The organism is Leptospira sp. GIMC2001, assembly GCF_028462125.1.
In the GTDB taxonomy this organism is placed as follows: Bacteria; Spirochaetota; Leptospiria; order Leptospirales; family Leptospiraceae.
This window is the reverse complement of the sequence record NZ_CP115468.1, coordinates 92,401-110,970: the sequence shown is the minus strand read 5'-3', so window position 1 is coordinate 110,970 and position 18,570 is coordinate 92,401. Positions and strand designations below refer to the sequence as shown.

Sequence of the window (18,570 nt, the reverse complement as noted above, 5' to 3'; positions counted from 1 at the left end):
CAATCGAATATTTTCTAAATTACACATTCGAGAATGACCTCACTTTTTCCCCAATTAACTCAACCACATTCTGCGAATTTACTGACAAATGATGGCGCAGCATTCTATTATGGCAAAATTTTTACAAATGAAGAATCGAAAAAATACTTATATGATTTAACTGATAACATGGATTGGAAACACGATGAACTAATAATTTTTGGTAAAAAAATAATAACTAAAAGAAAGGTAGCGTGGTATGGAAGTGCTCCCTTTTCTTATACTTACTCTCACACAACTAAATTTGCAAATCCTTGGACAGAACCATTAATCCTAATTAAATCAAAAATCGAAAAACAACTAAATAGAAAATTCAATTCCTGCCTTCTAAATTTTTATCATGATGGCAATGAAGGAATGTCATGGCATAGCGATGATGAAACTAGCCTTGAACAATTCGGTTGTATTGCTTCTGTGAGTTTTGGAGCCGAAAGAAGATTTGACTTTCGGAATATTCATAATAAAAACAAAATTTCAATCGTGCTAGAGAATGGAAGCTTGATGACTATGGAAGGTGAATGCCAAAAGAATTGGCAACATAGTCTTCCGAAATCAAAAAAAGTCACGCAGCCTAGAATCAATTTGACCTTTCGAAAGTTTATTGGACACTTAAGTAATAAATAAATTGTGATTTTATCTTTTATTATTTCTTAGAGTATAGAGTTTTCGAAATCTCTACAATTTCTTGAATAAGTAGATTCAATGCTTTTCTATTGTTTTGCCTCGTACATATGGAGAACTTCCTCTCGATATACAATTCAGGAATCGGTATTGCAACTATTCTAGAATTCAATGAATATTCTGAAACAAAACCAATTCCTAAACCTGCCTCAACGGATTTGATAACTGATTCTACACTCCGCAATTCCATACTCAACTTTGGAGTTTTATTCTTGAATAATGATTTCCATTTCCTATCAATCAATCGTTGCATTGCGGAAGACGGATGGTAAAATATAAGATCTTCTTGCAGGAGATCGTTTATGTTTATTTTCTTTTTTTGTAATATTTTATGATTTATCGGAGCGATGGGAATAATCTTATCCTGAAAGAAAGGATGCTTTATTAATCCTGCGATTTCAACTGGCTCTGTTAGTATTCCAATATCTACTAAGCCTGACAATAGAGATTCCTTTGTATCGACTAAATCGCCTTCTCGTAGGGAAATTTGAATATTAGGATATTTCCTTTTCAAAACCTTGAGCACTGAAGGCATGATCCAAGCAACAACAGTCCCACCTGCTGAAATAGAATATTTGCCATTAATGAGTGAATCACCAGTTTTCATAGACTCATTCATTTCGTTCCATAGAATTCGAAGCTTATATGAATATTCTAAAAACTTCTCACCTTCAGAAGTAAGAGTGATTGATTTAGATCCGCGGTTAATAAGCTTACAAGCTAACTCTTTTTCTAAAAGAAATATCTGTCGCGAAAGTGCAGGCTGAGTTAGACCCATTCTTTCAGAAGCTTTGAGAAAAGTTCCAGCTTCGGCAATTTCCATAAACATTCGAATTTGTCTGAATTCCATAAACTTCTACTATAATTTTTCGTTATAGGAATTATAAAACCAATTTATTTGCATTATATTAAGAAATAGTATAGGATTATCTTCATAAGGATAAGAAGAGCTATGAAACCAAAAACTTTATACGATAAAATCTGGGATTTAAAACGAATAACATCAGATGGAGAAGAGGATATTCTTTATGTAGATTTACATCTTGTTCATGAAGTAACCTCGCCTCAAGCTTTTGAAGGGATTAGAAATAAAAATAGAAAAATACGAAGGAGAGATAGAACTTTTTCTATTATGGACCATAATGTATCAACTCAATCAAGAGATATAAATGTTGCTGAACCCACATCTTTTGCTCAAATGAATCTACTCAAAAAGAATGCGAAAGAATTCCAAATACCTTTGCTTGAAATCGATCATCCAGACCAAGGAATTGTTCATGTGGTTGGTCCAGAACTTGGATTGACTCAGCCTGGGAATGTAATTGTCTGTGGGGATTCTCATACATCTACACATGGTGCTTTCGGTGCACTAGCATTCGGAATTGGAACGAGTGACATAGAACATGTATTTGCCACGCAAACAATTCGAATGCAAAAATCCAAAAATATGTTAGTGGTTCTAGAAGGCACTGTATCGCAATATATTTCCTCTAAGGATATAGCTTTATATATGATTGGAGAAATTGGAACTGCTGGCGGTCAAGGATATGTGATCGAATATACAGGATCTGTAATCAGAGAAATGTCAATGGAATCCAGAATGACTATCTGTAACTTGAGTGTTGAAGCGGGAGCTAGAGCTGGATTAATAGCACCAGATGACAAAACTTTTCAGTATTTATTCGGTAGAAGGAACGCACCAACAGAAGATAAATGGAATAAAAAATTGGAAGAATGGAAAAAATTAATTTCTGATCCAAATGCTCAGTATGATAAGATATTAAAAATTGATATATCCAAATGCAAATCAATGGTTACTTGGGGAACTAACCCATCTCAGGTGATAAACTTGCGACAATCTATACCCAATCCAGATTCTTTTGAGAATATAGAGCAGAGAATGCACGCTCGTTCCGCGTTGAATTATATGGATTTAAGTCCTGGGAGTTATCTAAAGGATTATGAAATCAACAAAGTTTTCATAGGATCTTGTACGAATTCACGAATAGAGGATCTAAGAGTTGTCGCATCGATTGCAAAAGGTCGTAAAGTGTCACCACATGTTAAGGCAATCATTGTTCCTGGATCAAGTAGTGTTCGCAGGCAAGCTGAAGCGGAAGGTTTGGACAAATTGTTCGTTGATGCTGGATTTGAGTGGAGGCATCCAGGTTGTTCCATGTGCCTTGGAATGAACGATGATCAGCTTGAAGAAGGAGATAGATGTGCTTCAACATCTAATCGCAATTTTGAGAATCGACAAGGACGAAATGGAAGAACTCATTTGGTTAGTCCACTAGTTGCAACAATTTCAGCAATACTTGGCAAACTAGGTGATATGGATTCATTGAATGAATCGGAATCTGTAGTTTGAATTAATGCCAATTCACAATTTTAAAATTTAGTATTAAGGATATAAGATGAAAGCTTGGAAAACTCACACAGGAAATGCAGTCCCATTAAATCGCAAAGATATTGATACCGATCAAATTTTGCCTAAGCAGTTTATGAAAAAAATTGATAAAAATAATTTTGGTAAATTATTATTCTTCAATTGGAGATATTTGGATGAAGAAGGGTTGATACCAAATCCAGATTTTATTTTGAACGATAAAAATTTTTCCGACGCAAGCATTTTGTTGGCAGGTGAAAATTTCGGATGTGGATCCAGTCGAGAACATGCTCCGTGGGCACTGGCTGATTATGGAATCCGTGTAATTTTGGCACCAAGCTTTGCAGATATTTTTTATACAAACGCAGCGAAGAATGGGATCGCCTTGATTGCTTTGCCTACTAATGTAATCGCTGAATTGATTCAATTTTCACATGACGCAAGTAAAGTTGAATTTAAGATTGACTTGGAAAATCAAATTATCAGTGTAAATCAAAAGAATATTTCTTTTGATATGCCAGATTCAATCAGAGAGCGAATAATAAATGGTTGGGACGACATAGGAATGACTATGAAATGGGAGAAGCTTATCGATGAATATGAATCGCAGCTCTCATGGGTAATTTAATATTTTATCAATGATTATTCATAAATTTATTTTCATCATTCCAGGAAACCCTGGAATTGCAGACTATTATAACAATTTAAAGAACTTGTTGGAAAGTGGATTGGGTCGCTATACTTCAATCCATATTCTTCCCTATTATGGATTCCGAAAAGATAAACCGGACAGATTGTACAATCTAATTGAAGAAACAGAAGATAAAATTGATCAGATTGAAGCGATACTCAATTTACATACTAAAAATACTTCGATTAAAAAATCTAAATCTAAGAGCGAGAAAAAGGAAAAATTTCAGATCATATTAATTGGACATAGCATTGGAGGATGGATCGCTAAAGAAATCGCAATTAGAAACCCTCAGTTACCAATCAAAAAAATATTCTTAATTTTTCCTTTTTTAAAATTGGATCCGAATTCAAAAATTCAAAGAATTTTTAAATATTTACTTAAATACGATTTATATTCCTTTATTGCACTAACTCTATATAAAGTGATTAGGATACTTCCCTATTCGTTTACGAATAAATTATTAAAGGGGCTATGGAATTCTATGAATCAAGATTCTCAAAAAATAACACAAGAATATTTTCTTCGATGTTCTCATATTCCCAGAAGCGTAATTCATTTAGCGAGATCTGAATTCAAAGTTCTTGATCAAGATTTAGATAAAAATTTCTTTAACACGAATCCAAGAAAAATTCATCTTATTTATAATGATCAAGACATTTGGGCTCCAATCTCTCATCTAAAAGAAATTCAGAATTTGAATCCTAATATTTCTTCAAGTTTATTAAAAGGTGATCTTCATGACTTTTGCACTCATAATTCAGGGAACAAAATTGTGTCTGAAATTTTAATTGAACAGATTTTAAAATCATTTCGTACTCAATAATTTTTTCAAATCTTCAATCATAAGTTCAGCTACCTTAGTGGCAGACTGAGGATTCTGACCCGTTACCAATCTCTGGTCTGATACTGCAAAGTTCTCCCAATTTTTACCTTTAATATAAATGCCTCCACGAGATTTTAACTTATCTTCCAATAGAAATGGTACTACATCCGTTAATTCAACGGCAGACTCTTCCTCATTAGTAAAACCGTTTACTTTTTTATCTTTTACTAAATACTCTCCATTTGAAAGTTTAACATTAACTAAAGCAGAAGGTCCATGACAGACCGCACCAACGATTCTACCAGATTCATACAATTTCTTGGTTATATCTTGCAATTCAGTATTTTCTGGTAGATCCCACATAGTACCATGTCCACCAGCAAAGAAAATTCCTTGGTATTGACTCGTATCAATGTCAGTTGGTTTAAAACTATTCTCAATTTTATTTCTATATATTTTATTTTCATGAAATTCTTTGTTGATTGGATCTTCTAGATCAAATCCATCAACTGGAGATTTTCCACCTTTTGGCGATACAAAGTCGATCTCATAACCGTGATCGACGAAAACTTTCCAAGGATGTGTGACTTCAGATAGAAAGTAGCCTGTAGGTTTACCTGTTTTTCCTTTGGTTCCATGACTTGTTATTACAAATAATATTTTTTTGCTGTTCATATAATCCTCAGTAACTAATGATTTTTTGCAATCCCAGACCGCACCTAATATTCCAAATATTAACAAAAACTTGATCATTGTTTGACTCATAGATACATGGAATTACCAACCTTCTTCGAGGCTACTTCATTATTTTTTATTAAAATATTTAACATAATAAACATTTATTTACTTGGCTAAATCCATGAGAGTTTATATGATTTGCATTTGTCTATAAGAGGGTAAATGAAATGTCCGTTTTTCAGCAAAATCTTCCCATCCAAATAAGTCCGATCGAAAATAACGAAGAAGGTGTAAAATACCAAGGTCTATTTGAAGCCATGGAAAGCGATGCGATGAAAATACGAATGGACGATACATTTTTTGCTGATAATGTTCAAAATGCAATTTCAGTAGAATTCACTATGTCCAATTACAATTTTCAATTTGAATCAAGTCTATTGTCAGGTAGAGATGGACATTTTGTACGAATTGCGAAGCCTAAAGTCATTCACAAGAGCCAGATTCGCAAAACCACTCGATTAAGAACTGCAATTAAATTTAATTATACTCTGTGGACAGAAGGTGGTAGATTCGATGGAGTGATAACCGACATCAGTACTGTTGGTATTAAGATGTCTACACAGAAGCAACTCAGCAAGAATACTTTGCTTAGCTTGAATGTTTATGTGCCTGGTGGAACACTACGATTTATTTGCCAAGGCCTCGTGATGTGGACCAAACAGGATCCGAATGATGAATACTATTATACTTCAGGAGTCAAATTCACAACCTTATCCATTGACGCGATGAAGAAAGTAGATAAATTTATTAAAGAAAATCTACCCAAAACAGAAATTGAATAAATTTCGATTATTTGAATTATCTAAATTTTAAATTAATACTTTTTGTAAAAATATTCTATTATTCTAACAATCAAATCTTAGTCATATCTTTCATGACTTGCGACAATATAAATGTCCTTCCAGATCTCGGGACTGTTGACATCAACAAAGCAAGCAGTCTAGATATAAATCCAGGTCGAACTGTTGTTTTCTTCCCTAGTGCTTTTAGAGAATTCTTAGCAACATCGTGAGGATTATCATACATAGTCATAGTCATTTTAGCTCGGCTTGCGAATCCTGTCTTTACGGGTCCCGGAGCTGAGGCTATAACATCGACTCCGTAGGGTTTTAATTCCTTTCTTATTCCCTCTGCTAAAGTTTGTACATAAGCTTTTGTTGCAGCATAATTAGCTGTAAGTGGAACACCTTGGAAAGCTAACAATGAACTAAGGAGAATTATACCGCCTTTCTTTTTATCGGCAAAACTTTTCGCATAACCATGAGTTGTGATCAATAGTGAATTGCAATTTACATTCAGCATATCTAGCTCTGATCTAATATCATTTGTAATAAGGTTTCCTGTTGTTCCAAAGCCTGCTGAACCTACATAAAGTCCTACATCTAAGTCAGCCGTTTCGTTTAGTAATTCATAAGAGGATTGTAAATCACCCAAATCTTTGCTAAGAACCAAAGTTTTGATTCCATATTTACTAATTAGAACTTTAGAAAGATCTTCCAATATTTCCTTTCTTCTAGCAACTAGTACTAAATTAAAACCATGAGAAGCAAGTTCCTCGGCGAATGCTTTACCAATTCCGTCAGAAGCTCCCGTTATGACAGCCCAGGTTCCATATTTATTATACAACTTACTTTTTGATTCTCTCATAATATATTATATCCCTTTGATTTATGCTAAATTTAGAATTTCAAAATAAAAAATAACATAGTTACTTGCAAATTTCAGTTGAAAATCTAGAGTAGACTATATTCTTTCTATAGTCGCTATTACATCGATAGTAACTATAGAATTTATTGCAACAACAAAATGAAAAAATTTATTTCCATTCCAGGACATACTTGCCCAGTTTCTCGAACTGTTGAGATTGTTGGAGACAAATGGACTTCCCTAATATTAAGAGATTTACTCTTGCAGGGTCCAAGAAGATTTCAAGATTTTATAGAGTCTCTAGTAGGAATCTCTCCTAATATCCTATCGAATCGGTTGAAGAAATTGCAAGAATATGAGATCATTGAATCTCAATTGTATTCCCAACATCCGCCAAGAAATGACTATCGATTAACTGAAAGAGGCAAGGATTTAGGAGTTATCATTGGCGGTATGCGAGACTGGGGCAACAAACATACAAAAAGTTGAATATGAAAATAATATCACAAAATACCTTTTATTTAATAATAATCATTTTCATTTACAATTTCGTTGGCTGTAGTTCAACAAATTTTCCGAGAAGCGACCATTTCGATGGTTCTACTTTTCACAATCCAAAACCTGTTGATCCTCCAAGTTTTTACTTTGTTGCGAGGCATATCCTTTTTGGTAGAAGCAATGATTGGATTTTTTCGGATTTGGATGAAAACAAAATCGAAACATTAGATGATAATAAATTGGGAATTCATTCCACAGAACATCAACAGCTTCCAATTGACAAAATAGCAGTGCATTGGGTCGGGCATGCAACCACTTTAATTCAATTGGGTGGTAAAACTTTTCTAACAGATCCCGTTTGGTCGAACACAGTCGGACCTCTTTCTACATTTGGACCCACACGAGCGCAAGTTCCAGGAATTGAATTTCAAAAATTGCCCAATATCGATTATGTTTTACTGAGCCATGACCATTTTGATCATACCGACATTCCTACACTGCTTAGATTGCAAAAGAAATTTGATCCAAGATTCATTGTTCCTCTTGGAATGGCTAAATTATTGAACGATAATAGAATATCCAATATTATTGAATTAGATTGGTGGAATAATATTCATACAAGAGATGGTTTAGTTATTCATCTAACACCTGCACAACATAATTCTGGACGCGGACTATTTGACAGAAATAAGAGACTTTGGGGTAGCTTTGTATTAGAATACAATAAATTTCGTGTATTCTTTGCTGGGGACACCGCATATTCTAATCATTTTTCAGAAATCTATAACAAATTAGGCAAGATACATTTTGCGATTCTGCCAATTGGCGCGTACGAACCCGCAAAAGAGATGAGAAAATTTCATACTTCACCCAATGATGCAATCTTAGCTTTTAAAGATCTTCATTCAAATTACATGTTGCCTATTCACTTTGCGACTTTCAATCTAACGGCAGAAGACCAAAAGAAACCTTTAGAAGTTTTAAGAATTTCGATTAAAAAATTTAATTTATCTGAAAAAAGATTTCTGATTCAAAAAATTGGCGGTTCTTGGAAAGGAAATCTATCGGAACTAGGGAACTGAAATTTCCCCAAGATAAATTCTCTATTAATGTATTTTATAGTTGAAAATAGTTTTTTGTAAATTCATCGAGTGCAGTTTCACCAAATTTTCTTTCAAGCCTTTCTTTATTTAAAAAATTCAATAACATTACTATTGACGGATATATTTAAGTTGTAATTTGTATCAAACTATGGCTTTCGGTATTGAGAATGAACATCCTCTCTCTCCCAAGGGAAAACTCTATTTATGGAATAGCCGTGTAATGTTTGTTACAAACCAAATGCAAACCGACTTCCATGAACATTATGCAGCAACTCTAGCTATTTCCTTAGATCGTAATATACTAATTGAAACGAAAGAGGGTGAAGAAGAATATAGAGCCGCTTTACTTACGCCAAATACTTATCATCGAACAGTATCTCCAGGTGTGACTATGCTTGCATTACTCATTGATCCTGAGACTTATGAATACAAAGAGATATCCGATATTGCTGAAAAAGGTAAAATCAAAAAATTAGACATAGCTCAATTTGAACTTCATATCCCAAAAATTTGGGATATGTTTAACGGTATTTTGAAAGAAGAAGAGGTTTGGAATTTGCATTTGGATTTGTTACAATCCGTACGACCCTTCCAAAAATTCGAAATAACTGCAGACGATCGAATTGAAAGAATTGCTCATAAAATTAGAACAGAAATTCCAGATAGTATTAGAATGACAGAGATAGGAAAAGATTTTGCGGTATCCGAGGATAGACTGATTCGACTTTTCAAAGAGAAAAAAGGCATTCCACTTAGACGCTATCTCCTATGGGTTAGAATTCTAGAGGCAGCAAAACTTCTAAAGGACGGAATGAATCTCACTGAAGCTGCACACGCGGCAGGCTTTTCTGACTCAGCACATTTCACTCGCACATTTAAAGAAAATTTTGGATTTGTGCCATCATTATTTTTTGGACATTTGCGTTCTATGGATGTATTTTTTTGTGAACCGAATTAATTTTTTTTGAATTATACCGGAATCATTCAATCAAACATATTTAATATCCATTACAATTGCATCAGGAAATTAAATTTATGCCGATGCAAAAACAATCTGGAATTCTATCCAAAATTTCATCCAAAATATCTCGCTACCATTCTTCTTCTGTAAAGGTTCCTGGAAATGCTGATAAAAATGGATTTCTGAAAGCACAAAGATTAGCATACAAATGTGTTACAGAAATCGAAAAGGAAATGAAAGAAGGTTGGACCGAAATCCAAACTGTAAAGTTAATGGAAATTTTTTTGCGTGACCACGGTGTCAAAACTTTCTTACATCGACCCTTTGCATGGTTTGGTGAGCATGCAAGATTTGATGGCTATAAACGTTTTACCCAATTCCATCCTGGCAAAAAGTTATTAACCGCTAATGAATCTTTCATTTTAGATGTTTCGCCTGTTGTTGAAGGCTATATCGGTGATATCGGATACTCTTCTAGCTTGGAAAAAAATTACGAACTTGAAGCGGGAATGGATTACCTATTAAGATTACGTGATAAGATCCCAAGATATTTTGAGTCCGAAATGACCTCTCAAGAAATTTGGTGGCAAATCGATAAAGATGCAAAAATGAATGGATTCGATAATATTCACGCCCTTTATCCTTTCGCAGTACTAGGACATCGTGTTTATAAAGTTCACTTGCCATCCTATAGTTTTCCTCTAATTCCCATTAGTTTTGCTAGTTGGTTTAGTTTTCAGGGATCTTTTGAATTTTTATCACACAAAGTCCTGCCTGAATTATTAACACCAGATCACCAAGGCAAAAAAATTGGATTCTGGGCAATTGAGCCCCATCTAGGAAGAGGTAAAACCGGATTCAAATTTGAAGAAATCTTAGTCGTAGAAAAGCATAGAGCGTATTGGTTAGATGATGAAGTTCCTCATGTAAAAAAATATAAAAAGGCAGTAATATAAATGAAATTTAGCATTTATTCAACGATCATAATTCTAATTGCACTATTGACAGGATGTAATTCAGAGAATATTAAAATTGGAAAATCTCATTCTTTAGATGAAACTCCGAAATCAATAATTGATGTAAAAACTTTAGAAGATCCAATTAATCTCACTTTAGATATCATCATGCCCGAGCTTCCTGGCCACGATGATATCATATTTGACAATACTAAAAATGTAGCATATGCCTCAGGTATGGATGGCTGGATCTGGAAGTTGGATTTTAAATTGGACAAGGCATCACAATGGGCGAAGCCTCCCGTTAATCCTGCAGGAATGCAATTTAGCGACAACCGGAAAAATTCTATTCTAGTCTGTGCATCTAGATTAGGAGGTGAGGAATATAAAGAAACAGACCGAGTGGGTCTTTATGAATTTGATATCGCTACAAAAAAATTTAAGCCACTAGTTCTAGATCTGCCAAGAACAGACCGCGAGGATTTCGAAATCGTTTATCCGAAAGAGAATAGGATCAGAATTTCCGTTAATGATCTTAATCCAGAAAATTCGCGACCTTTTTCATTATGCAATGATCTTGCAGTTTCTAGAGATGGAAAACGCATTTATATAACAGAACCATTTGAAAGAGAGAATGCATCTATGGGTAGTGGAGCTGTGCCTGAAGCGATTGGATTATATCCGCACGGTAAATTATGGATGTATAATCGAAGTGATAATACCGTATCATTAGTGTTAAATGGCTTTACTTTCGTTGATGGAATCTTAATTGAAGAAGATTCTTCAGAAATCGAGGAGTCCGTATTATTTACAGAAACTACAAAGTTTAGAATCATTCGTTCTTTTATTTCTGGAAAACGCCAAGGTGAATCAGAGATCATACTTGAAAATTTGCCAGGGCTTGCTGATGGAATGGAAAGGGATGATAAAGGAAGAATCTGGATAGGAATCATCAAACGAAGATCAGGCGTAATAAATTTTCTCCACAACAATCCTTGGTTGAAATCATTTGTCCTCTCTCTTCCACAGAAGATGTTACCCATATCCAAACAGACAGGAATTTTGGTTCTAGATAAAAATGCAAAAAATCCAATTTATTACTCTATGCACGATGGATCCAAAATCACAGATATTTCTGTAGCAATTCCCAATAATAAAAGGATTTATTTACCAAGTTTTAACAAAGAATCAAAAGGTCTTTTTTCAATACCAAATCCACTCGGAAATTAATTAAATGAACTATCACAAACTAAGTTTTCGTATATTTGAATATTTATTTTTTTGCATATTATTATTGAATTGTTTATCATTTCCAGAAGAACATTTTCGAAACCAAATTCAAGATCCAGAAATTTTTCCGATCAATGAAGATATTGAAAAAGTCCGTGATCCAAATGATTTGCAGTTTCAAGGACTTCAAAAAATAATACCCAATCTTCCCGCTCAAGATGAAATTCTTTTGCAAGAAGACTTAGATCGTGCCTTTGTTGCTGCAATGGATGGTTACATTTGGATTGTAGATCTCAAGAATTTGACAGCTGAGCCTTATGTGAGAACACCACTTCTTGCTGGCGGAATGGTTCAGCATCCAAAGAATCGGGACTTAATTTATTTTTGTGTTTCGCGTGCAAAAAAAGATGACATCATAGAACCGAATGGACCTGGAATTTACGAACTCACAATCTCAACCAAATCAATTCGCAAAATAGGAACACGAGTTCCAAAAAAAATTGATCAAACTTACGTAAAAACAAAAAGTAAAATTGGTAATTTCTATCCAAACAAAGATCAAACCAATTTATTTTTCAAAGATATGAATGATACTAACAGTCGAGCTGTGGAGAAAGCTGATGATTTGGCGATCAGTTCCGATGGAGAAAGAATTTATTTTACAGAACCTTATGATCACAGTGGAGCGATCTTAGGAGTCAGTTCACAATCACAGAATGAAGTACTCACTCTCGGTAAGAATGGACATCTCTGGAAATATGATTTAGCAAACAATAGTGCGAGTTTGGTTGCGGATAATTATACTTATCTAGATGGAATCTTACTTGAGCAAGAATCCAGCGAAGCTAAAGAATCATCCATTCTATTAAATGAACTATCTAAGTTTCGATTGATTCGACTGTATTTAAGTGGGCCAAGAGCTGGAGAAGATGAATTAGTGATTGAAGGACTTCCTGGATTTCCGGACGGAATGGACAGGGACTCGCAAGGAAGAATTTGGATCGCAATGCCCGTTCAACGCTCAGGTTTAATCAATTGGTTGCATGAACACCCATTTTGGAAAGGACTTGCTTTATATATTCCCTCTAACTTAAAACCAGTGTCAAAGAAAACATCTTTGCTTATTCTCTCGAAGGATGGCAAGACACCACTTTATTATGGCGTTCATGACGGTTCTGTATTTTCAGTTATAATCGTCGTGGTTCCAGGTAAAGAGAAAGTCTATCTATCGATTTATCATAATGGATATGAAGGATTGAATACAATGAACTATCCAATTCCAGATTAAATATAATGAATCCCCTTCACTTCCCAAGGAATTTTCGAATATCGGGAGGAATGTCCGCGAACGTACTGTACTTCTTTTTTTTACCACCTGGCATGGATACGTAATAGAAACCATTGAGAATCTCAAGAAAATAATCTGGTTTCTTCTCATTGCCAATGGATCGATTGTCTAGTTCTTTAACCATCTTTTGATACTTAGGTGGAACTCTGATCCAGTCTCCGAATACTTTTACAGATCCGGCATCATTGACAGTCCAGATTCCGCTCTCATGCAAGATTTTGACACCATTGTAGTCAAAAACTTCTAACACATTCGCATTGGCCTGAGCATTGCTTGCGCGGTTTGGATTGTCTATATCGGTATTGTATTTCGTTTTTGATTTGGTTTTGTCTTTATCACCGGGATGGCTTCCAACGAAATAAAGAAATAACAGACCGATACCTGCAAGAATCAAACTTGTTAGTATCCATATTTCAATCTGTTCCAATTCAAATTCCTAATTTTATTTCTTACGTAGTTTAGCTTGAGTAACTTCTCGAACAGGAATGGATAGATTCCCAAAAATTGTTTTGTATTGAATGGATCCCTCGATTAAGAACTCTGGATCTTTTCCCGCGTTTACATCACTCATCAATTGAGATAGTATGCGAATTAATTTTACATCCAATTTTTCTTGCCAATCAGATCGAATTTTAACAGGAATCACCTGAGTTGTATTAGCTGGTATAATAATTTCTTGATCCGAAATAATTTTGCCGAGCAACTCACCATTACCAGATTCTTGCAACAATGAAACGTCAAAGTCAAAAGCATAAAGATTCACTTCGGATTCGTTTGGATTTGTCATCGCAATCTCTGTATCCATTTCTATCTTTGGAGCCAATCCAAATAATCCACCGTGAGCTATATTTTTCAATTGTACAGAATTGAAATCAACCTTACATTTTTTGAGACTTTCTATGTTCTTGAGATCTTGATTGATGCATTGAATTCCTGTGAAAACTACAACGATCAAGCATATATAAACAAATGAATTCTTTGCTTTCAAATTTGGTTTTATTTCTGAAGTAAAGTATTGATTGATGCTATTTTTCATTTAGAACTTATCCTTTTTGTTGAGTGCGTATCTTCCCACTCGTGTTATATGCAAATTCCCTTCCTTTCGATCCTGAAGAAAAGTTTCTAGAGAAAACTTGATTGCACTGAATGCAATTTCCGACCAAGGAATATCTTCTTCGTTGAACAATTCCACTTCCAAGCTCTCCTCGCCAGCGGAAAAATCTAGATCTAACAATTCGGAATTGAAAACAAGATACACTTGATTGATGTAGGGAATGCTATAAACAGATTGTAAATTTTTTATTACAATTCTCGCATTAGCTTCTTCCAATGTTTCTCTTGCGGCACCTTCTTCTACGGTCTCACCATTCTCCATATATCCGCAAGGCAGAGTCCACTTTCCCTTTCGAGGTTCGATTGCTCGTTTACAAAGTAAAATTTGATCTTTGTAAGTGGGAATCGCACCCACAATAATCTTAGGATTAACGTAGTGAATGGTTTCACAGCCACCGCATATGTAACGAGGTAGACTGTCACCTGACGGAACCTTGAAAATCAGATCTTGTGATCCGCATAAACTGCAATATTTCAAGTTTCCCCCCTGGAAAAAGAGATTGCCATACTGATTGGTTCAAGCTATTCTCAGTACTTAGAAATTCAACCTTTTCATGAAAAAAGAACTAATTGCTGGACTCATTTTCGCGACGCTAATGTCACTTTCTTTCTTTCGTACTATAATTAGTACTGAGGGTAAGAAGAACCTATTCCCCTATCGAACCAAAATTTACTATAGCCAGATTGATGGAATTGCTGAAGGTACTGAAGTTTATATCAAAGGGATTGAATCAGGATTTGTTCTATCCATTGACGTAGTTCCCACAATGGATGTTCCTGATCGTCGTTACATTGATTCAACGAAGGAAAAGACGATCGAATTGACTCTTGCCGTAAAGGAACCGATCACACTTTGGGATAATTATTCGGTTCGATTCAAAACAAAAACTCTATTTTCGGGTAGGATCATCGATATTGATCCAGGCTACTTTGATGATGAAGCTCTAACCTTTTACAATCCTATTTACAAGCTGGATGATAGGACACCTGAATTTTTTCCATCTGCTCGCTACATGGATAATTTCTTCGAGGCAGCCAATACTGTAATCACCGAAAATCGTGAAGACACTAGACAGATTGTAACTAACACTAGAGAAATTTCTGAAAAATTGTTGGGAACCTCAGGAACATTGCCCCTCTTAATCAATACATCAATTGCTTATGACGAACTTTATGATACTCTAAATGATTTATCTTATCTAACGACTGATGCGAGAAGATACCAAGAAGGAAATCGTAAATTAGAATCTACTCATCCAATACCTTTTATAATATCGTCTAGTTTTTTTGGTAACACAACTCTGACAGGTCGGTATGTGGAACCAATTTCCGCATTTCGTAAATACCCGAATCTATGATGATTGGTATTTAAGGAGAATAATTTGAAAATCGCAATCATCCATGATTGGCTTACAGGAATGCGAGGTGGAGAAAAAGTTTTAGATTCTCTATTGAAGCTCTATCCGACTGCTGATTTATTTACATTGATTTACAATAAAGGCAAATTGAATCCTCGAATAGAGGATCGTAAAATCGTTTCAGCTTTTACAGATCGATTGCCGTTCAAATCGTCCAAGTACAGATGGTATCTTCCTCTTTTTCCAACCGCTATAGAAACTTTTGATCTACGTGGCTATGATGTAATACTTTCTTCTTCACATTGTGTGGCAAAAGGAATCATCCCTCCTCCGAACAGTCTGCACGTTTCTTATATTCATTCACCGATGAGATATGTATGGGATATGTATTATGATTATTTTCCGGCAAGATCAGGGCCAAAATTTCTATTTTATCAAATTGTTTCAAACTATCTCCGAACTTGGGACAGTGCCTCATCCAATCGAGTTGATGTTTTCACTTGCAATTCAGATTTCGTTGGCAAAAGGATTCAAAAGTACTACAGAAGAGAATACGAAGTCATTCATCCACCTTGCCTTCCTCAAGGTACGAAAGTTACGGAACGAGCCAAAGAAGATTTTTATCTAATCGTCTCTGCTTTTGCTCCTTACAAAAAAATTGACTTAGCAATTGAGGCATTTCGAATCAATGGCAAAAAGCTAATCATCATCGGCGGTGGACAGGACGAAGCGAAAATTCGCAAAAATCTTCCCCATAATGTAATCCTTCTCAAGAATATTTCCCGAGAAGAAGTGGATGGCTATTACAGTCGAGCTCGGGCATTTCTATTTCCTGGCTTAGAAGATTTTGGCATCACTCCGGTGGAAGCTCAGTCGTTTTGTACTCCGGTTCTAGCATTTGGTCAAGGTGGAGCCTTGGAAACAGTAGTAGGTGGGCGAACAGGAGAGTTTTTCCCAGAACAGACTGTGGAATCAATAAATGACTGCATTCAAGCTTTTGAGAAGAAAATTTACAAAAAATCTGATTTTCAGAAATCCATAGAGCGATTTACAGAAGAAAAATTCATCAACCAAATTCGAAAGGTCGTCGATAGACATAAGTAGGAATTCCCACAGAGCGAGGTAATACGCTTGATTATTGTTCATAGGTTAAAGGGTGAAGAATTTGTTATCAATGCAAATCTCATCGAGACGATTGAAGCAAATCCTGATACCGTTGTGACTTTGACAACTGAGCGTAAATTCGTGATTAAGGAAACCGTCCAAGAATTAATCCAATTGGTGAAAGATTACCACAGGGATATCTACCAAAGCCCAATCAAGACGGGAAGGAATTAAACGTAAGCAATTATGGATATAGCATCGGTCATAGGATTAGGATTAGGAGTCTTTCTTCTTCTCTTCGGAACTATTCAAGCAGGATTATCCCCGCTTGATCTTATCAACATTCCATCGGTATTTATTACCTTTGGTGGAGCGACGGCTGCGACAATGATTTCGCAACCATGGGAAGGAACGCTAACAGTCGGCAAAATTACGCAAAAAGTTTTCCAAACTCCCAAATTTGATCTACCCAATCTAATCATAACTCTCGTCTCCTTCTCCGAGAAAGCTCGTCGTGAAGGATTGCTTGCACTCGAAGATGATATCAATGACTTACCAGAAGAATTTTTACGCAAAGGAATTCAGTTGGTAGTGGACGGAACAGATCCAGAGCTCGTTAGAAATATTATGGAAACTGAGATTGACAACGTCGCCAAACGTCACTTAAATGGTCGCGCTTGGTGGGATGCATGGGGCGGTCTCGCTCCAGGATTCGGGATGTTAGGAACTTTGATTGGACTTATCGCCATGTTGAACAACTTAGGTGCTGGAGATCCATCCCTAATCGGATCTGGTATGGCTGCTGCTCTTATCACAACTTTGTACGGATCGCTTGGATCAAACTTAATTGCGATTCCTTTTGTTCGTAAGTTAACAAGAAGAAGTGAAGACGAATTGATTGTTAAGCAAGTAATGGTAGAAGGAACTCTATCCATTCAATCTGGAGACAACCCACGTATTGTGAAAGAAAAACTCGCATCCTTCCTTGCTCCAGTCGATCGAGTCTCCTTGAAAGAGGAAGATAATTAATGGCTAAGAAGAAGGTCAAATGTCCAGAATGCGTTCAGAAAGTAGGGGAGTACATGCTCACCTACGGAGACATGGTGACTCTTCTTCTCTGCTTCTTTATTCTTTTGTATACTACAGGTAAGACAGATGCGAGAGAGATGCATATTATCCTTTCTGCATTCAAATCTACAACTGGCTTATTCACTGGTGGACAGACTCTATCCAAAGGAAGTCTTGAAGAAATGGGAATGACCATAGAGAGTCTTCCGTCTCAAGTCCAAGGTAAAAATCTCTCCAAATCCAAAAAAGATGCGACTCAGATTTTCCAACCTGAAATTCAAGCAGGCAAAGTAAGAATCTCTGAAGACGAAAGAGGACTTGTAATCTCACTTGTTGGTGCAGATTACTTCTATCCTGGTTCGGCAATATTGACGTCGACAATCAAAGAAACTTTAATCAAAGCAGCCGGTTTAATCAAAGATCTTGAACGTTTTGTACGAGTAGAAGGACATAGCGATCTAGATGCGATAACTCCAGGACCAATGCCGGGTCGAGAAGAAAGAGAATACCTTAATAATTGGGATCTTGCGGGTGCTCGCGCAATCAATACAACAGTGTTTATGATCAATTCGAAAGACTTAAGACCGAGTGACTTCCAAGCAGTGAGCTTTGGTTCTTATCGTCCGCTTGCGCTAGAGAATAAGGGAACACCTGAAGCAAAAGCTTTCAATCGAAGAATTGATATTGTGATTCTAACTGAGAAATCAACCAAGAGAAAAACTTTTGAAAGTGGATATGGACTTCCTGATTCAAGATTTCCTCAGACAGAATCAACTACTGAAGGTGATAATTAATTATGAAATTTCGAAACATTAAAATA

General features: G+C 35.6%; 21 protein-coding genes and 1 pseudogene. 16 read left to right on the top strand and 6 right to left on the bottom strand.

Annotation, left to right across the window (positions count from 1 at the left end; translation table 11 throughout):
• Nucleotides 1-33 precede the first annotated feature (33 nt).
• Complete coding sequence (locus tag O4O04_RS02050) at nt 34-663, top strand: alpha-ketoglutarate-dependent dioxygenase AlkB family protein (RefSeq protein WP_272533817.1); 630 nt, start codon at nt 34-36, stop codon at nt 661-663.
• 19 nt (nt 664-682) lie between these two features.
• Here O4O04_RS02050 and O4O04_RS02045 read toward each other — a convergent pair whose 3' ends face one another.
• Nucleotides 683-1,570, bottom strand: a complete 888-nt coding sequence (locus O4O04_RS02045; RefSeq protein ID WP_272533816.1) for a LysR family transcriptional regulator — start codon at nt 1,568-1,570, stop codon at nt 683-685.
• A gap of 102 nt (nt 1,571-1,672) precedes the next feature.
• Between O4O04_RS02045 and leuC the strand changes: the two genes are divergently transcribed.
• Genes leuC through O4O04_RS02030 form a run of 3 tightly spaced genes read left to right on the top strand, consistent with a single transcriptional unit; the run spans nt 1,673 to nt 4,626 of the window.
• On the top strand, nt 1,673-3,091 hold the full coding sequence (gene leuC, locus O4O04_RS02040) for a 3-isopropylmalate dehydratase large subunit (RefSeq protein ID WP_272533815.1): 1,419 nt from the start codon (nt 1,673-1,675) through the stop codon (nt 3,089-3,091).
• A gap of 46 nt (nt 3,092-3,137) precedes the next feature.
• Nucleotides 3,138-3,737 carry a 3-isopropylmalate dehydratase small subunit gene (gene leuD, locus O4O04_RS02035; protein ID WP_272533813.1) on the top strand — a complete coding sequence of 200 codons (600 nt, stop codon included), beginning with the start codon at nt 3,138-3,140 and terminating at the stop codon, nt 3,735-3,737.
• Nucleotides 3,738-3,747: 10 nt separating this feature from the next.
• Entirely contained in the window at nt 3,748-4,626 is an 879-nt protein-coding gene (locus O4O04_RS02030; RefSeq protein ID WP_272533812.1) for an alpha/beta hydrolase family protein, read from the top strand.
• Here O4O04_RS02030 and O4O04_RS02025 read toward each other — a convergent pair.
• Complete coding sequence (locus O4O04_RS02025) at nt 4,609-5,379, bottom strand: type 1 glutamine amidotransferase domain-containing protein (RefSeq protein ID WP_272533810.1); 771 nt, start codon at nt 5,377-5,379, stop codon at nt 4,609-4,611. The genes O4O04_RS02030 and O4O04_RS02025 overlap by 18 nt on opposite strands.
• A gap of 152 nt (nt 5,380-5,531) precedes the next feature.
• Between O4O04_RS02025 and O4O04_RS02020 the strand changes: the two genes are divergently transcribed.
• Complete coding sequence (locus O4O04_RS02020) at nt 5,532-6,146, top strand: PilZ domain-containing protein (protein WP_272533809.1); 615 nt, start codon at nt 5,532-5,534, stop codon at nt 6,144-6,146.
• Nucleotides 6,147-6,216: 70 nt separating this feature from the next.
• Here O4O04_RS02020 and O4O04_RS02015 read toward each other — a convergent pair whose 3' ends face one another.
• Entirely contained in the window at nt 6,217-7,011 is a 795-nt protein-coding gene (locus O4O04_RS02015) for an SDR family NAD(P)-dependent oxidoreductase (RefSeq protein WP_272533808.1), read from the bottom strand.
• 159 nt (nt 7,012-7,170) lie between these two features.
• Between O4O04_RS02015 and O4O04_RS02010 the strand changes: the two genes are divergently transcribed.
• The 6 genes from O4O04_RS02010 (at nt 7,171) to O4O04_RS01985 (ending at nt 13,047) form a co-directional block, all read left to right on the top strand.
• Entirely contained in the window at nt 7,171-7,500 is a 330-nt protein-coding gene (locus O4O04_RS02010) for a winged helix-turn-helix transcriptional regulator (RefSeq protein ID WP_272533807.1), read from the top strand.
• Nucleotides 7,501-7,502: 2 nt separating this feature from the next.
• A complete protein-coding gene (locus tag O4O04_RS02005) occupies nt 7,503-8,591 on the top strand; it encodes an MBL fold metallo-hydrolase (RefSeq protein WP_272533806.1) in 1,089 nt (362 codons plus the stop codon).
• A 241-nt stretch (nt 8,592-8,832) separates the two neighbouring features.
• Nucleotides 8,833-9,570, top strand: a complete 738-nt coding sequence (locus O4O04_RS02000; protein WP_272536156.1) for an AraC family transcriptional regulator — start codon at nt 8,833-8,835, stop codon at nt 9,568-9,570.
• A 77-nt stretch (nt 9,571-9,647) separates the two neighbouring features.
• Nucleotides 9,648-10,529, top strand: coding sequence for a M24 family metallopeptidase (locus O4O04_RS01995; protein ID WP_272533804.1), 882 nt, complete (start codon nt 9,648-9,650; stop codon nt 10,527-10,529).
• Nucleotides 10,530-11,759: an SMP-30/gluconolactonase/LRE family protein gene (locus O4O04_RS01990; RefSeq protein WP_272533802.1), complete on the top strand. Its 1,230-nt coding sequence runs from the start codon at nt 10,530-10,532 to the stop codon at nt 11,757-11,759. It abuts the gene before it with no gap.
• Between the two features lie 4 nt (nt 11,760-11,763).
• A complete protein-coding gene (locus O4O04_RS01985) occupies nt 11,764-13,047 on the top strand; it encodes an SMP-30/gluconolactonase/LRE family protein (RefSeq protein WP_272533801.1) in 1,284 nt (427 codons plus the stop codon).
• A gap of 16 nt (nt 13,048-13,063) precedes the next feature.
• Here the strand turns inward: O4O04_RS01985 and O4O04_RS01980 are convergent, their stop codons facing one another.
• Genes O4O04_RS01980 through O4O04_RS01970 form a run of 3 tightly spaced genes read right to left on the bottom strand, consistent with a single transcriptional unit; the run spans nt 13,064 to nt 14,698 of the window.
• Nucleotides 13,064-13,534, bottom strand: coding sequence for a hypothetical protein (locus O4O04_RS01980; protein WP_272533800.1), 471 nt, complete (start codon nt 13,532-13,534; stop codon nt 13,064-13,066).
• 15 nt (nt 13,535-13,549) lie between these two features.
• Entirely contained in the window at nt 13,550-14,143 is a 594-nt protein-coding gene (locus O4O04_RS01975) for an LEA/WHy family protein (RefSeq protein ID WP_272533799.1), read from the bottom strand.
• Complete coding sequence (locus O4O04_RS01970) at nt 14,144-14,698, bottom strand: NUDIX hydrolase (RefSeq protein ID WP_272533798.1); 555 nt, start codon at nt 14,696-14,698, stop codon at nt 14,144-14,146. It abuts the gene before it with no gap.
• Between the two features lie 76 nt (nt 14,699-14,774).
• Here O4O04_RS01970 and O4O04_RS01965 point away from each other — a divergent pair, with 76 nt between their 5' ends.
• The 5 genes and pseudogenes from O4O04_RS01965 to motB all read left to right on the top strand — a co-directional run bounded on the left by O4O04_RS01965 (nt 14,775) and on the right by motB (nt 18,544).
• On the top strand, nt 14,775-15,578 hold the full coding sequence (locus tag O4O04_RS01965) for an MlaD family protein (RefSeq protein ID WP_272533797.1): 804 nt from the start codon (nt 14,775-14,777) through the stop codon (nt 15,576-15,578).
• 24 nt (nt 15,579-15,602) lie between these two features.
• Nucleotides 15,603-16,726: pseudogene (locus O4O04_RS01960) on the top strand (glycosyltransferase).
• Nucleotides 16,710-16,916 carry a flagellar FlbD family protein gene (locus tag O4O04_RS01955; RefSeq protein WP_272533796.1) on the top strand — a complete coding sequence of 69 codons (207 nt, stop codon included), beginning with the start codon at nt 16,710-16,712 and terminating at the stop codon, nt 16,914-16,916. The pseudogene O4O04_RS01960 and the gene O4O04_RS01955 overlap by 17 nt, the downstream one beginning before the upstream one ends.
• 12 nt (nt 16,917-16,928) lie before the next feature.
• Entirely contained in the window at nt 16,929-17,711 is a 783-nt protein-coding gene (locus O4O04_RS01950; RefSeq protein ID WP_272533795.1) for a motility protein A, read from the top strand.
• Nucleotides 17,711-18,544, top strand: a complete 834-nt coding sequence (motB, locus tag O4O04_RS01945) for a flagellar motor protein MotB (RefSeq protein WP_272533794.1) — start codon at nt 17,711-17,713, stop codon at nt 18,542-18,544. The genes O4O04_RS01950 and motB overlap by 1 nt, the downstream gene beginning before the upstream one ends.
• Nucleotides 18,545-18,570 lie beyond the last annotated feature (26 nt).